Genomic DNA, 14689 nt, shown 5'->3' on the forward strand with positions numbered 1-14689 from the left:
TCTTTTATCCACCGCCCCTCACTCGCGGAGCCCTTGGCCTCGCGTCCAACGTTTATGCATTTCGGAGCCACGTCGTGAAGCGCACCTTCCAGCCGTCGAAGCTCGTGCGTGCTCGCCGTCACGGCTACCGCGCGCGTATGGCCACCAAGAACGGTCAAAAGATCGTCGCGCGTCGCCGCGCCAAGGGCCGCAAGCGCCTGACCGCCTAATTTCTCTTCCTCCCCCGGGAGGCAAGACGATGATCAAAGCCGCCTTTTCCACAGACCTGGTTTCAGGTTCTCGCCGGAAAGGCGGCTTTTTTCATGCCTGAGACTCAAGCTTTGAAGTTCGAGCGCCTCAGAAAGCGCCCCGACTTCCTGCTGGCGGCCAAGGCCCCGGCCCTGTCGCGCGGCGCGGTCTTCATCCAGATGCGCAAGCGGCCCGACGAAGACCCCACGGTGCGGGTCGGCTTCACCGCCACCAAGAAGATCGGCGGGGCCGTCGACCGAAATCGCGCCAAACGCCGCCTCCGGGAGGCCGCGAGGCTGGTGCTACCCCTTCATGCGCGGCCTTCGCACGACTATGTGTTCATCGCGCGCGGCGGAACCACCGCCCGCGAATGGGGGCGTTTGCTTGACGACGTCAAAACCGCGCTGATAAGCCTCGCCGCCGAGTACGATCGCGGAGGAGCCAAGGTTCCCCAACGTCGCCACGGCCAGACATCTGAAGCCGCCTCTTCCCAATCACCCGATCCCAAAGTTTCCGGTTAAGCGCTCCATGCAGAACGACAACAAAAACACGCTGATGTTCATCGTCAGCGCGTTCGCGATCCTGATCGGGTACCAGTTCTTCGTCCTGGGTCCGCAACAGCGCAAGGCCGAGGCCGAGGCGCGCGCCAAGAAGGCCGCCGCCGTGCAGATGGCCGCGACCCAGCCCGGCGTGACCCTGGACGCCAACGGCAACCCCGCCCCGCTGCGCCTGTCGCGCGAGACGGCCAAGGCCGCCAGCCCGCGCGTTCCCGTCGACACCCCGGCCCTGTCGGGCTCGATCGCCCTGAAGGGCGGCCGCATCGACGACCTGTTCCTGCGCAAGTACGCCGAGACCACCGACAAGAACTCGCCGCCGGTCGAGCTCTTCCGTCCGGAAGGCGCCGAGCACGCCTGGTTCGCCGATTTCGGCTGGGCCGGCGCCAACCTGCCGGGCCTGCCCGACAGCCGCACCGTCTGGACCGCCGCGCCGGGCCAGGTGCTGCGCCCCAACTCGCCTGTCACCCTGACCTTCGACAACGGCCAGGGCCTGCTGTTCACCCGCGTGATCGCCGTCGACGCCGACGCGATGTTCACCATCACCGACAGCGTCAAGAACAATGGCGCCAACGCCTTCCAGCTGGCCCCCTACGCCACCGTCCAGCGCCAGGGCATCACCGACCACCTGGGCAAGACCCAGATCGTCCACGAAGGCGCCATCGGCGTGCTGGGCTCGGGCAAGGACCAGAAGCTGGAGCTGAACAAGTACGGCAAGTGGAAGAAGGACAAGCCGCTCACGACCTTCGACTCGGTCGGCGGCTGGGCCGGCATCACCGACAAGTACTGGCTGGCGGCCCTGGTCCCGAACCAGGACCAGACCATCAAGGCCCAGTACCGCATGACCAATGTCGGCGGCACCGATGTCTATGACGTCAACATCGTCGGCCCGACCCAGGCCCTGAACCCGGGCGCGACCCTGACCCAGGCCACCCGCCTGTTCGCCGGCGCCAAGACGGTGCCGCTGCTGCGCAAGTACGAGTACAATGGCCAGGCGCCCGAGTGGTGGAAGTTCTGGGACAGCCGCAAGGCCGAGATCCCGCGCTTCGACTGGGCCGTGGACTGGGGCATGTTCTCCATGTTCACCCGTCCGATCTTCAACATCCTGGAGATCTTCTATCGTCTGGTCGGCAACTTCGGCCTGGCCATCATGCTGCTGACCGTCGTGCTCAAGCTCGTCCTCTATCCGATGGCGGACAAGAGCTATGAGAGCATGGCCAAGATCAAGAAGATCCAGCCCGAGGTCGAGAAGCTCAAGGCCAAGCACAAGGACGATCCGACCAAGCAGCAGCAGGAAATGATGCAGCTGTATGCGAAGGAGAAGATCAACCCGATGATGGGCTGCCTGCCCATGCTGGTGCAGATCCCGGTCTTCTACTCGCTGTACAAGGTGCTGACCGTCACCATCGAAATGCGCCACGCGCCGTTCTTCGGCTGGATCCAGGACCTGTCGGCCCGCGACCCGTCGACGATCTTCAACCTGTTCGGCGCGATCCCCTGGGATCCGGCGACGGCCCCGCTGATCGGCTCGTTCCTGGGCGGTCCGCTGCACATCGGCGTCTGGCCGCTGCTGTACGGCTTCACCATGTGGCTGACGACGGCGATGAACCCGCCCGCCGGCGACCCCATCCAGCAGAAGATCTTCCAGCTGTTCCCGATCATCTTCACCTTCACCCTGTCGCAGTTCGCGGTGGGCCTGGTGATCTACTGGTGCTGGTCGAACGTCCTGACCATCATCCAGCAGTACATCATCATGCGCCGCTACAAGGTCGAGAACCCGATCGACAAGATCATCGCTCGACTGCAGGGCAAGACCGCAAACGCGACCTGATGACCGACGAACCGACCATCCAGCCCGACTTCTCCGATAAGTCGGAGTTCACCGAGGAGCAGATCGAGACGGCGCGGGTCTTCTTCGCCCAACCCGTCTCGTTCGTGATGGGCGCTGTCCGCATGGACACGATGCCCTCCACGGACCTGCCGGAAGTGGCCTTCGCGGGCCGCTCCAACGTCGGCAAGTCCAGCCTGATCAACGGGCTGGTGGGGCAGAAGTACCTGGCCCGCGCCTCGAACGAGCCGGGCCGCACGCGGGAGATCAACTTCTTCCTGCTGGCCGAGAAGATGCGCCTGGTCGACTTGCCCGGCTACGGCTTCGCCCGCGCCTCGCGCTCGATCGTCGACAAGTTCCAGGACCTGGGTCGCGCCTATCTGCGCGGCCGTCCGAACCTGAAGCGCGTCTATGTCCTGATCGACGCCCGCCACGGCCTCAAGAAGGTCGACCTGGAGGCGCTGGACGCCCTGGACGTGGCCGCCGTCAGCTACCAGATCGTCCTGACCAAGGCCGACAAGATCAAGCCGCACGAAGTCGACAAGGTCGTGGCCGAGACCCTCAAGGCCATCGCCAAACGCCCCGCCGCCTTCCCCCGCGTGCTGGCCACCTCGTCCGAGAAGGGCCTGGGCATGCCGGAGCTGCGGGCCGAGATCGTGCGGCTCTGCATCGACGAGTGACCTAGATCCGCCCGAGGGTGTCATCCCGGAAGCCTCGCAGAGGCTATCCGGGACCCAGGGGCAACCGCACTGCATTGGCCCCTGGGTCCCGGCTCTCCGCTTCGCTGCGGCCGGGATGACACACTTGGGGGCATTGGCTTTGAGGGCTATCCACAGCCCTATTGTCGTCCATTAACCCTGCGCTAGGTTCCCTCCGCCAGAACCGCCCGCTTTCCGTTTTTCTAGAAAAGTCCGCCCGCCATGACCCGCCACGAACTCAAGACCTGGCCCAAATATTTCGCCGCCGTCCGCTCGGGCCAGAAGCGCTTCGAGATCCGTCGCAACGACCGCGACTTCAAGGTCGGCGACATCCTGGTGCTGTCGGAGTTCGATCCGGAAACCGACAGCTACACCGGCCAGGCCGAGGAGCGGCAGGTGACCTTCCTGCTGTCGGAAGAAGACTATGGCGGCGTGATCCACGGCTTCGTGGCCATCGGCTTCGGTGAAGTCGCCCCGCACCCGGACGCCGCGGCCGAGGTCACCGCAGAGCAGCTGGCGACCTGGCACGAGACCGCCGCCTCCAACGCCGCCCTGCGCGCCCAGGAGGCCCGCAAGGTCTCGGAAAGCTACGCCGCCAGCAACATGGGCGTGGCCCGCGACCGCCACGGCGCCGTGGCCGACCTGGCCGAAGCCGAGGCCGGCTTCCACGCCGCCGCGGCCCGGATCGTCCGCAAGGGCTGACCTGCGCGCAGCGCGCAAAGAAAAGGCCGCCGGGGGCAACCCCGGCGGCCTTTCTCTTACCTGGATGGAAGCGACTTAAGCCGCTTCGCTGACCTGGGCCGGGAAAACGTCGTCCATGCGCAGATAGGTGATCAGGCGGTTTTCCATCGAGATGATGGCCTGGATGTAGCGCAGCTCTTCCACGCCGACGTCCGGGGCCGGCTGCAGGCTGTCGCGCGGCACGGTGAAGGTTTCCGACACGGCGTCGACCAGGATGCCGGCCAGGCGGTCCTGGCACTCGACGACCACGATCACGTGGCGGGTCTCGGGGATGGTGACGCCCAGGCCCAGGCGGTTGCGCAGGTCGATGACCGGCATGATCGCGCCGCGCAGGTTGATGACGCCGCGCATATAGGCCGGAGCGTGCGGGATCGGGGTGGCCGGGGTCCAGCCGCGGATTTCGCGGACCGTCTTCACGTCGATGCAGAATTCCTGCTCGCCGATGCAGAACGAGATCAGTTCCAGCGCGGGCGCGGTGTTGTCGGTCATGGCAGTCCCCAGGTCGAATGTGTGCCCGGAGCGGCGCGTTCGGCGCGCTCCCGTGGCTGGATGCCAGAAGAGCCCGAAGCGCCTTTAACAACGGTTAAGGCTGACGGCGAAGGGGCGCGGTGCAATGTCGCGGGCCGAAAAAACCTGTCATCCCGGCCGCAGCGCAGCGGAGAGCCGGGACCGCGGAAAGCTCGGCGCTTCCGGCGGTCCCGGCTCGGCGTGCTTCGCACTTGGCCGGGATGACAGTTTTTAAGGCGCGTCCAGCCCTTCATCCCCCTCGTCGGACAGGTTGAACTCGTACCAGATGCCGTTCAGCACGCCGAAGCCGACGGCGAGGCCCAGGCCCAGGATCCAGGTGAAGTACCACATGCTGAGGCCTCCTCAGTACAGGTCGGGGTTGGTGACGAGGGCGCCGGTGGTGCTCTTGCCCCACAGGACTTTGTAGACCCACGCGGTGTACAGCAGGATCAGCGGCAGGAAGACCGCCGTGACGATCATCATCACGAACAGCGTCAGGTGGGTCGACGAGGCGTTCCAAACCGTCAGGCTCGAGCGCGGATCGTAGCTGCTGGGCAGGATGAACGGGAACATCGACACGCCCACCGTCGCCACGATCCCGAAGGTCGAGGCCGACGAGCCGCCGAACGCCGCCCAGGCCTTGTTGAAGCGCATGCCGTAGAGGGCCAGCGCCGCGCCCAGGAAGCCCAGCACCGGGGCGATGATCATCCAGCCGTGGCGACCATAGTTGTCCAGCCACGCGCCCGGCGCCCGCACGGCGGCGGCGCCACGCAGCGGGTTCGAGGGTCCAGCCGCATCGGCCAAGCCTTCGATCCGGAAGCCCATGCCGCCGAACGCCACCCAGAAGCCGCCGGCCGCGAACAGCACGATGCTGGCCAGGCCGGCGATCTCGCCGATGCGGCGGGCGCGCTCGGTGACCGGACCGTCCTCGGCCTTGACCGTCAGCCACGCCGCGCCGTGCAGCACCAGCATAGAGACCGACAGCAGGCCGCACAGCAGGGCGAACGGCGAGAAGAGGCCAATGAAGCTGCCCTCATAGAAGGCGCGCAGGTCGGTATCCAGGCGGAAGGGCGCGCCTTGCAGCACGTTGCCCAGGGCCACGCCGAAGCACAGCACCGGCACGAAGCCGCCGACAAACAGGCCCCAGTCCCAGAACGACCGCCACTTGGCGTTCGGACGCTTGGACCGGTACTTGAAGCTGACCGGCCGCAGGATCATCGCCGACAGCACCACGAACAGGGCCAGATAGAACCCCGAGAAGGTGATGGCGTAGACGAACGGCCAGGCCGCGAAGATCGCGCCGCCGCCCAGGATGAACCACACCTGGTTGCCTTCCCAGGTCGGGCCGACGGTGTTGATGACCATGCGCCGCTCGGCGTCGTCCTTGGCCACGAAGGGCAGAAGGGTCCCGACGCCCATGTCGAAGCCGTCGGTGAGGGCGAAGCCGATCAGGAGGATGCCCACCAGGGCCCACCAGATGACCCGCAGGGTGGCGTAGTCGATAGGGAGTTCCATGTTCAGGGCTCCTCTTAAGCGGTCAGCGGCTCGGGCTCAGCCGGTTCCCCGTCCGGGACGGGGTCGTGCTGGGCGAACGGGCCTTTCTTGATGGCGCGCAGGATCAGGCCGACCTCGACCACGGCCAGCGCGCCGTACAGCAGGGTGAAGACCGCGATGCTGGTGATCAGCTGCGGGACGGTCAGGCTGGAGGCCGACAGGAAGGTGGGCAGCACGCCGTCCACCGCCCAGGGCTGACGCCCCACCTCGGCCAGCACCCAGCCCAGCTCGGTCGAGATCCACGGCAGCGGCAGGGCCAGCACGGCGATCCACAGGAACCACTTGGTCTCGTGCTTGCGCATGGTCACCAGGGCGAAGGCGGTGGCGAACATCAGGATCATCAGGACCCCGATCCCCGCCATGATCCGGAAGGCCCAGAACATCACCGGCACGTTGGGCACCGCGTCCCAGGCGGTCTTCTTGATCAGCTCTGGCGTGGCCGTGCGCGGATCCTCGACATAGCGCTTGAGCAACAGGGCATAGCCCAGGTCGCGGCGGTGCTGTTCGAAGGTGGCGCGGGCGGCGACGTCATTGGGATTGTTCTTCAGCGCTTCAACGGCTCCATAGGCGACGACGCCGCTCTCGATGCGGTCCTCGGCCTTGGCGACCAGCGAGAAGATGCCTTCCACCGGCTTGTCGAAGCTACGGGTGGCGATCAGGCCCAGGACATAGGGGATCTTGATCTCGGCGTGGGTCTTGCGTTCCTTCAGGTCCGGGATGCCGAAGGCGGTCAGACCGGCCGGGGCGGGCTCGGTCTCCCACATGGCTTCCAGAGCCGCGAGCTTCATTTTCTGGTTGTCGGTCAGGGCATAGCCGCTCTCGTCGCCCAGCACGACCACCGACAGCGAGGACGCCAGGCCGAAGGCGGCGGCCACGGTCATCGACCGCTTGGCCACGCCGATGTGCTTGCCCTTCAGCAGGTACCAGGCCGACACGCCCAGCACGAACACCGAGGCGATGACATAGCCGGCGCTGACCGTGTGCACGAACTTGGCCTGGGCCACCGGGTTGAACAGCACGTCGCGGAAGCTGGAGACCTCCATGCGCATGGTCTCGGGATTGAAAGCCGCCCCGATCGGGTTCTGCATCCAGCCGTTGGCGACCAGGATCCACAGCGCCGACAGGTTGGTGCCCAGGGCGACCATGAAGGTCACGAACAGGTGGCCCACCCGGCTCAGCTTGTCCCAGCCGAAGAACATCAGCCCGACGAAGGTGGCCTCCAGGAAGAAGGCCATCAGCCCTTCGATCGCCAGCGGGGCGCCGAAGATGTCGCCGACATAGTGCGAGTAGTAGGACCAGTTCATGCCGAACTGGAATTCCATGGTGATGCCGGTGGCCACGCCCAGGGCGAAGTTGATGCCGAACAGCACGCCCCAGAAGCGCGTGACGGTTCGCCAGATCGGGCGCTTGGTCATCACATAGACGCTCTCCATGATGACCAGCATGAAGCTGAGCCCGATGGTGAGCGGAACGAACAGGAAGTGGTACAGGGCGGTCAGCGCGAACTGGAGGCGCGACAGGTCGATGACGGCGGGGTCCATGGACAGCTCCGAGACGAACGGCCGAAGATCACGCCGATCGATGAGCCAAAGCTCCTAGACCGCCGCGACCGCCCGGTCCTTGATCGGGATCAAGGCTTCCGGATGAACCCAACCTACACTCAACCCATGGGCGCCCGCATAGTACAGATTGATCATATGTCCGAGGCGCCCAAGGCAGTGCTGAAACATCTGGAGCGCTCGGCAAGTCCGGCGGGGCAGCGCGCGCGGCTGCTGATGGCGCTGGACGGCCTGGCCGCGATCGCCTTCGCGGCGGGCCTGGCATTCGGGATCGACGCCATCGCGCAGGGGCGCGGCATGGCCCCGTGGCTGGTTCTGGCGCTGGCGGCCATGACGTTTCGAGGCGTGCTGGCTCATTTGACCGGCGTCGCCGGAGCCCAGGCCGCCGCCGAGGCCAAGGCCAGCGTGCGCGCCGATCTGGCCCGGTCGATTTTCGGCGGGCCGCGTCGCGCCGCCGGTGAAGCGACCACCGCCCTGGTCGAGGGCGTCGAGGCCCTGGACGGCCATGTCGCCCGCTTCCTGCCCGCCCGCTTCTCGGCCGCCGCCCTGCCGCTGGTGATGATCGCCGTCGCCGCCATCGCCAGCCCGGTCTGCGCCGGCATTCTCCTCGCCACGCTCGTCCCGTTCATCGCCGCCATGGTCCTGGCCGGCACGGCCGCCGCCGCCGAAAGCCGGGCGCAGTTCCTGGCCCTGGAGCGCCTGTCGGGCCTGTTCCTGGACCGCGTCCGCGCCCTGCCCGTGGTGCTGGCCTTCCAGGCCGAGGGCGCGACCACGGCAGCCCTGAAGCGCTCGGCGTCGGAGCTGGCCGAGCGCACCATCCGCGTTCTGCGCGTGGCCTTCATCTCGTCGGCGGCGCTGGAGTTCTTCGCGGCCCTGTCGGTGGCGCTGGTCGCGGTCTATTGCGGCTTCAACCTGCTGCGCCTGTTGCCTTTCCCGGTCCCTGAGCAACTGGACCTCAAGCGCGCCTTCTTCGTCCTGGCCCTGGCGCCGGAGGTCTATGCCCCGATGCGCCGCCTGGCCGCCGCCTATCACGATCGGCAGGCGGCGGAGGCGGCGAGCGCGAGCCTGTCGACGTTCGAGGCGCCGACGCCGAAGCCGGCCGCTGCGGTTGCGACTGAGGCGCCGACCATCCGCTTCGAAGGCGTCACCGTCCGCTATCCCGACGCCGACGCGCCAGCGCTGGAGAACTTCTCGCTGGTGGCCCAGGCCGGAACCATCACCGCCCTGGTCGGCCCCAGCGGCGCGGGCAAGAGCTCGCTGCTGAACCTACTGCTGGATCTCGCGCCCCTCACCGCCGGCCGCATCGAAGCGCAGGGCGAGATCGCCTGGGCCGGCCAGTCGCCGCTGATTCTGCCCGCCTCGATCGCCGACAACATCGCCCTCTCCCGCCGCGACGCCTCGCGCGCCGAGATCGAGGCCGCCGCCCGCGCGGTGGGCCTCGTTGTCGACCGTCCCGGCGGCCTGGACTTCGTGCTCGACGAACGCGGCAGCGGCCTCTCCGGCGGCGAGCGGAGACGCCTCTCCCTGGCCCGCGCCCTGCTCAAGCCCGCCCCGATCCTGCTGCTGGACGAACCGACCGCGAACCTGGACGCGGCATCGGAAGCCGCCCTGCTGGACGCCATCCGCGAGGCGGCGAAGGGGCGCACGACCCTGATCGCGACGCACTCGGAGGCCGTGGCGGCGCTGGCGGACCAGGTGGTGAGGCTGTGAGCTACAACCGCCATAACAAACTCCCGTCATTCCCGCCCTTGTGGCGGGAACCCCTCTATCCGCCGCTGGCGAAGACGGGGCGGACCGTCGGCGGTCCGCTTGCTCCGCACTTGCGGGTTGAACCAGGGGTTCCCGCCACAAGAGCGGGAATGACGAATGTTGAGGGGATCGTGAACTAATGTCGCCCTCCCCCCTCGACCACCTCATCCGCGCCCAGAAGCGCGAGCGGGCCGGGATGCTGCGCCTCGCCATCGCCAGCGCCGTGGTGCTGGGCGCCGCGTCGACGCTGCTGATGGGCCTGTCGGGCTGGTTCATCGTGGCCAGCGCCATCGCCGGCGCGGCGGGCCTGGCGGTGGCCCATACGTTCAACGTGCTGCTGCCCAGCGCCATGATCCGGCTCCTCGCCATCGGCCGCACCGCCGCCCGCTACGGCGAGCGCCTGTCGGGCCACGCCGCCGCCCTGCGGGCGCTCGCCGCCATCCGGCCGGCGGTGTTCGCCAGCCTGGCCGCCGCGCCGCCGTCGGAGGCCCTTTCCCTATCGCGCGGCGAGGCCTCGGCCCGGCTGGTGCAGGACGTCGATGCGATCGAGACCCGGTTCGTCCGCCTCTCCGCGCCGTGGAGCGCCGTCGCGGGGCTGGGTTCGGCCATCGCCCTGGCCGCGCTCGCGGGTCCCGCGCCCGCCGTCGTGATCCTGGTCGCGGCGCTCGCGGCGATCCTCTCCGCCCGCGCTCTCGCCAAGCGGTTCTCCACCCCCGCCCGCGCCGCCATCCAGGCCAAGGTCGGCGCGCTGAAGGACACCGCCGCCGCCCTGGTCGCCGCCAGCGCCGAGCTGCGCGCCTACGGCCTTGAGGCCTGGGCCGGCGAGGCGCTGAACGCCAAGGCGGCCGAGCTGGACGCCGCGCGCCTGGAGGCCGCCCGCGCCCAGGGCCTGATCGTCGCCAGCCAGGCGGTGATCCTGGGCGCGGCCGTCGCCGCCGCCATCGCGACCGCCGCTCCGGCCGGTCCCGCCCTCGCCGCGCTGGCGGGCCTGGCCGCCGCCATGGGCGTCGACGCCCTGGCGAGTCTGGCCCACGCCTTCGACCAGGACGGCGCGGCGCGGGAAGCATGCGAGCGGCTGGACACGATCCTGCGCCACCAGCCGCGAGCCGCGCCGAAGCTGGAAGCCGTCCCCACGCTGACCATCCTCGGCGAGACCCTGGCTCCCGGCGAGCGCCTGGCCATCGTCGGCCCGTCCGGCTGCGGCAAGACCACCGCCATCGAGACCCTGCTGGGCTTGCGTGGAGAAAGCGCCCTGCCCCGCGCCGCCTTCGCCTGGCTCCCGCAGGACGCCGGCCTGGTCGCCGGCACGGTGCGCGAGAACCTGCGCCTGGCCGCGCCCAAGGCGACCGACGATGAGCTGTGGCAAGTGCTGGAAGACGCCGCCCTGGCCGACCGCATCCGCGCCGCGCCGCAAGGCCTGGCCGCCTATCTCGGCGATAATGGCGAACGCCTGTCCGGCGGCGAGCGCCGGCGCCTGGCGCTCGCCCGCGCCTACCTGCGCGACGCCCCGTGGCTGCTGCTGGATGAACCGACCGAAGGCCTGGACGCGGCGACCGAGGCGCTGGTGGTGGAACGGCTGGACGCCCGGCTCCAGCGCACCGGCCAGGGCCTGATCTTGGTCAGCCATCGCCCCGCCCCGGCCGCGCTGTGCGGCCGCGTCGTGCGGATGGGCTAGCTGTCCTTCGGCGCCTTGCTCTGCAGGATCGTCCAGCCGCCGCCCTTCACCAGAAGCGCGGCTGACCGGGTGATGGTCTGGCCGTGATAGAGCAGCAGGATCACCAAGGCCGCGGTGACCACGCCCTTCTTCTTGGCCAGCGCCGCGATCAGCGTGAAGGTGGTGAAGATGGCCAGGCCGATCCACAGCATCGGCCGGTTGATGGCCCCGAACTCGCCCGTGCCCAGGGTCAGGGTCGTCAGCACCGCGACCATGACCAGGTTGGCCGCCAGCACGCACAGCAGCACGATGCGGCGGTTTTCCCAGAAGTGCTCGTCCAGGTGCGCGCCTTCAGGCGGGTCCTTGGCGAACACCAGGCTGGCGGCGACATAGAAGGTGATGGCCACGACCAGCCCCAGGATCAGCAGGGCGAAGTTGAACGGCGCGAACCGCAGGATCGTCCAGGCCTGGGCCCAGAAGGTGGCGATGTCGATGGCGACGAAGGCGGCCAGCAGCACGGTCAGGTAGCCGAAACGCACCGTCCGCCGCCGCTGCACCAGCCCCGCGAATCCGCCTGCCAGCTCGGCGGCGGAAAAGCCCAGGACCAGCCCGTAGAAGCTGAAGAAGAATTCGAACGCGCTCACTGAAGTCCCCCGCCGTGAAGCTTCCCGGACCGGCATAGTCGAGGAGGCGGGTTTTCCCAAACCCGATCTCCCCGGCTTTCGCCGGGGAGACGGGGTTATGGAGGAGGAGTCCTACTTCATGTTGACCCGGATATAGGTCACGAACAGCACCACGGCGAACGCGCTGAACGCCGCGATCACCAGACCCAGATACGCCATTTGCCCGCCCGACATCGAAATCTCCCGTGTGTTGGCAAAGACAGCATCGGACCTACGCAATGGCCCGTCCTTGACCTGGCTCAAACCGGCGCGGCTATAAGGACTTTCACGTTGGAGCTCCCATGAAGCCGGCCCGGGGCCTGTCCTCGACCCTGTTCAGCGATCCGCACCCCACCGCCTACCTGGCCGCCTTCGCGGCGGTGATGGCGACGGCGGTGGCGCGCCTGTACCTGCCGGAAGCCTTCACCGCGCCGTCGTCGTTCCTGCTGTTCGTGCCGGCCGTGCTGATCGCCGCCGCGCTGGGGGGCCTGGGGCCGGGCGTCTTCGCCACCACCTTCGCCTGGGGCACGGTGTGGTGGGTGACCCGGTCGATCCCGTTCAACCTGGTCAGCGGCATCTGCGCGGCGATCTTCCTGTCGGTGGGCTTTGGCATGGCCGTGGGCGGCGGCTGGTTCCACGCCGCGCGGCGGCGAGCGGCGGCGATCAACGACCACCTGCAATCGATCCTCGACACCGTGCCCGACGGGGTGGTGGTCATCGACCGCGCCGGGATCATGACCTCGTTCAGCCCCGCCGCCGAGCGCATGTTCGGCTGGAAGGCGTCCGAGGTGCTAGGCCGCAATGTCAGCATCCTGATGCCCGAGCCCAACGCCGCCGCCCACGACAGCTATATCCAGCGCTACCACCGCACCGGCGAGAAGCGGATCATCGGCGCCGGCCGCGTCGTGGTCGGCATGCGCAAGGACGGCTCGACCTTCCCCATGGAGCTGGCGGTCGGCGAGACACAAGGGCAGGTGCCCTCCTACACCGGCTTCATCCGCGACCTGACCGAGACGCAGGAGACCGAGACCCGCCTGCAGGAGCTGCAGAACGAACTGGTCCACGTCTCGCGCCTGACGGCCATGGGCGAGATGGCCTCGACGCTGGCGCACGAGCTGAACCAGCCGCTGTCGGCCATCGCCAACCTGCTGACCGGCTCGCGCCGCCTGATCGACCGGGGCCGCGAGGCCGACCAGGCCAAGGTGCGCGACGCCATCGACAAGGCCGCCAACCAGGCCCTGCGCGCCGGCGAGGTCATCCACCGCATGCGCGACTTCGTCCGCCGCGGAGCCAGCGAGCGCGAGGCCGAGAGCCTGTCCAAGCTGATCGAGGAGGCTTCGGCCCTCGCTTTGATCGGCGAGAAAGACCGCCAGGTCGATGTGCGCCTGTCGCTGGATCCCGCCGCCGACGCGGTGTTCGCCGATCGGGTCCAGGTGCAGCAGGTGCTGCTGAACCTGATCCGCAACGGCATCGACGCCATGCAGGACCAGACGGCCCGCCGCCGCGCCCTCCTGATCACCACCGACGTCACCGAGGAAGGCTGGTCGCGGGTCAGCGTCGCCGACACCGGTCCGGGCATCGCCGACGCGGTGCTGGAGCGCCTGTTCCAGCCGTTCATGACCACCAAGCCCCAGGGCATGGGCGTGGGCCTGTCGATCTCGCGCTCGATCATCGAGGCCCATGGCGGCCGGATCTGGGCGGAAGCCAATCCCGGCGGCGGGGCGCTGTTCCGCTTCACCCTGCCGCCCGCCGAGCACCATCAGAAGGAATCCGCAGATGACTGACGCAGTCGTGCACGTGGTCGACGACGACGAAAGCGCCCGCGAGTCGCTGGCCTTCCTGCTGGAGTCCGCCGACTTCGAGGTCGTGGCCTATGCCAGCGCCCCGGCCTTCCTGGACGCCCTGCCGGCCGCCAAGCCCGGCGTGATCATCAGCGACGTGCGCATGCCCGAGATGAGCGGCCAGGAGCTGGTCGCCCGCCTGGCGGCCCAGAAGATCCGCATGCCGATCATCATGATCACCGGCCACGGCGACATCCCGATGGCGGTCGAGGCCATGCGCTCGGGCGTCGTGGATTTCATCGAAAAGCCGTTCAGCGACGCGCGCATGCTGGACGCCCTGGAGCGCGCCATGAAGGCCGCCGAGGCCTCGCCCGTCAGCGACGACCAGGCCGCCGTGCTGCACCGGCTGGAGACCCTGTCCGAACGCGAACGCCAGGTGCTGGACGGCGTCGTGGCAGGCCACGCCAACAAGGTCATCGCCCGCGAGCTGGGCATCAGCCCGCGCACGGTCGAGATCTATCGCGCCAAGCTGATGACCAAGATGCAGGCCGACAACCTGGCGGCGCTGGTCCGGATGACGCTGTCCGCGCGCGGGGGTTAGTTAGGCCCTGAGGTTCAGCAGGCCGCCGGGCCGCACGCGGGACGCATCGCTGGCCTGGCCGCCGATCTTCTGCTTCAGCCAGCCGATCATGACATCGGGCGACGACGTCGTCTGGTCGCCCATGGTCGCGCTGAGCAGGCCCTTCTTCACCATTGGGTTCGAGGCCAAGTTCTCGAGCATGGCCAGCTTGGTCTTCGCCTGATCGGCCGTGTAGTGCGTGAAGTCGCCGATCGACGACGGGCGCCAGGTCTGGCGCGGGGCCTCAGTGGCGGGCGCCTGCTCGTCCGTGGGTTTCGCCTTAGCGCCAGAGGTGCGTTTCAGAGTCTCCTCGACCTCCGCCTTTTGCTGCGAAGTGAGTTCCTGCGGCTTGGGTTGGAGGGTGCGGAACGGCCCCGTCGGCGTCGACGTGGACGTCGGGAACTGGCTCTGGAGCTCGGCGCGGATCGCCATGGTCCGCTCTCTGTTCGTGATGTCCATGGTCGGCGCCCTCGACGGTTCACCGAAAAACATGCACAAAACACGCCAACTCAACCGAGCTTCAATCGGTTGATTTGTAAGGTAAAAAACTTCACC

16 protein-coding genes and 1 pseudogene are annotated in these 14689 nt (G+C 68.2%); 9 read left to right on the forward strand and 8 right to left on the reverse strand.

All coding sequences use genetic code 11. The annotated features are described in order from the left end of the window. Nucleotides 1-74 precede the first annotated feature (74 nt). From rpmH to yihA, 4 genes are all read left to right on the forward strand, one after another. Nucleotides 75-209 (forward strand): 50S ribosomal protein L34, encoded by a 135-nt coding sequence (rpmH, locus tag J7528_RS04725; protein ID WP_012284717.1) that lies wholly within the window; start codon nt 75-77, stop codon nt 207-209. 93 nt (nt 210-302) lie between these two features. Further along, nucleotides 303-749, forward strand: a complete 447-nt coding sequence (gene rnpA, locus J7528_RS04730) for a ribonuclease P protein component (protein ID WP_291871786.1) — start codon at nt 303-305, stop codon at nt 747-749. Nucleotides 750-756: 7 nt separating this feature from the next. Beyond that, entirely contained in the window at nt 757-2613 is a 1857-nt protein-coding gene (yidC, locus tag J7528_RS04735; RefSeq protein WP_291871787.1) for a membrane protein insertase YidC, read from the forward strand. Next, nucleotides 2613-3290, forward strand: coding sequence for a ribosome biogenesis GTP-binding protein YihA/YsxC (yihA, locus tag J7528_RS04740; protein ID WP_291871788.1), 678 nt, complete (start codon nt 2613-2615; stop codon nt 3288-3290). The genes yidC and yihA overlap by 1 nt, the downstream gene beginning before the upstream one ends. Nucleotides 3291-3336: 46 nt before the next feature. Here yihA and J7528_RS04745 read toward each other — a convergent pair. Beyond that, nucleotides 3337-3444: pseudogene (locus J7528_RS04745) on the reverse strand (hypothetical protein); the annotation flags it as partial. A gap of 86 nt (nt 3445-3530) precedes the next feature. Between J7528_RS04745 and J7528_RS04750 the strand changes: the two are divergent. Then, entirely contained in the window at nt 3531-4010 is a 480-nt protein-coding gene (locus tag J7528_RS04750; RefSeq protein WP_291871789.1) for an ASCH/PUA domain-containing protein, read from the forward strand. A 75-nt stretch (nt 4011-4085) separates the two neighbouring features. Here J7528_RS04750 and J7528_RS04755 read toward each other — a convergent pair whose 3' ends face one another. The 4 genes from J7528_RS04755 to J7528_RS04770 all read right to left on the reverse strand — a co-directional run bounded on the left by J7528_RS04755 (nt 4086) and on the right by J7528_RS04770 (nt 7651). Beyond that, the gene (locus J7528_RS04755) at nt 4086-4538 is read right to left on the reverse strand and encodes a chemotaxis protein CheW (protein WP_291871790.1); all 453 of its coding nucleotides are present in this window, start codon (nt 4536-4538) and stop codon (nt 4086-4088) included. Nucleotides 4539-4787: 249 nt separating this feature from the next. Continuing rightward, the gene (cydX, locus tag J7528_RS04760; protein ID WP_291871791.1) at nt 4788-4907 is read right to left on the reverse strand and encodes a cytochrome bd-I oxidase subunit CydX; all 120 of its coding nucleotides are present in this window, start codon (nt 4905-4907) and stop codon (nt 4788-4790) included. A 12-nt stretch (nt 4908-4919) separates the two neighbouring features. Next, nucleotides 4920-6071 (reverse strand): cytochrome d ubiquinol oxidase subunit II, encoded by a 1152-nt coding sequence (gene cydB / locus J7528_RS04765; RefSeq protein WP_291871792.1) that lies wholly within the window; start codon nt 6069-6071, stop codon nt 4920-4922. A gap of 14 nt (nt 6072-6085) precedes the next feature. Continuing rightward, complete coding sequence (locus J7528_RS04770) at nt 6086-7651, reverse strand: cytochrome ubiquinol oxidase subunit I (protein WP_291871793.1); 1566 nt, start codon at nt 7649-7651, stop codon at nt 6086-6088. 126 nt (nt 7652-7777) lie between these two features. On the opposite strand from J7528_RS04770, the gene cydD reads away from it, so the two are divergent. Together cydD and J7528_RS04780 are read left to right on the forward strand one after the other, a co-directional pair. Continuing rightward, on the forward strand, nt 7778-9379 hold the full coding sequence (gene cydD / locus J7528_RS04775; RefSeq protein WP_291871864.1) for a thiol reductant ABC exporter subunit CydD: 1602 nt from the start codon (nt 7778-7780) through the stop codon (nt 9377-9379). Between the two features lie 178 nt (nt 9380-9557). Beyond that, nucleotides 9558-11093 (forward strand): ATP-binding cassette domain-containing protein, encoded by a 1536-nt coding sequence (locus J7528_RS04780; RefSeq protein WP_291871794.1) that lies wholly within the window; start codon nt 9558-9560, stop codon nt 11091-11093. On the opposite strand, the gene J7528_RS04785 is transcribed toward J7528_RS04780, so the two are convergent. Together J7528_RS04785 and J7528_RS04790 are read right to left on the reverse strand one after the other, a co-directional pair. Then, nucleotides 11090-11716, reverse strand: coding sequence for a hypothetical protein (locus J7528_RS04785; RefSeq protein WP_291871795.1), 627 nt, complete (start codon nt 11714-11716; stop codon nt 11090-11092). The genes J7528_RS04780 and J7528_RS04785 overlap by 4 nt on opposite strands. A gap of 111 nt (nt 11717-11827) precedes the next feature. Then, a complete protein-coding gene (locus J7528_RS04790) occupies nt 11828-11935 on the reverse strand; it encodes a hypothetical protein (RefSeq protein WP_291871865.1) in 108 nt (35 codons plus the stop codon). 101 nt (nt 11936-12036) lie between these two features. Here J7528_RS04790 and J7528_RS04795 point away from each other — a divergent pair, with 101 nt between their 5' ends. Together J7528_RS04795 and fixJ are read left to right on the forward strand one after the other, a co-directional pair. Then, a complete protein-coding gene (locus J7528_RS04795) occupies nt 12037-13518 on the forward strand; it encodes a PAS domain S-box protein (RefSeq protein ID WP_291871796.1) in 1482 nt (493 codons plus the stop codon). Next, a complete protein-coding gene (gene fixJ / locus J7528_RS04800) occupies nt 13511-14116 on the forward strand; it encodes a response regulator FixJ (RefSeq protein ID WP_291871797.1) in 606 nt (201 codons plus the stop codon). The genes J7528_RS04795 and fixJ overlap by 8 nt, the downstream gene beginning before the upstream one ends. Here fixJ and J7528_RS04805 read toward each other — a convergent pair whose 3' ends face one another. Beyond that, complete coding sequence (locus J7528_RS04805) at nt 14117-14566, reverse strand: hypothetical protein (RefSeq protein WP_291871798.1); 450 nt, start codon at nt 14564-14566, stop codon at nt 14117-14119. Nucleotides 14567-14689 lie beyond the last annotated feature (123 nt).

The sequence above is a fragment of the Caulobacter sp. genome, from assembly GCF_017744445.1.
Lineage (GTDB): Bacteria > Pseudomonadota > Alphaproteobacteria > Caulobacterales > Caulobacteraceae > Caulobacter.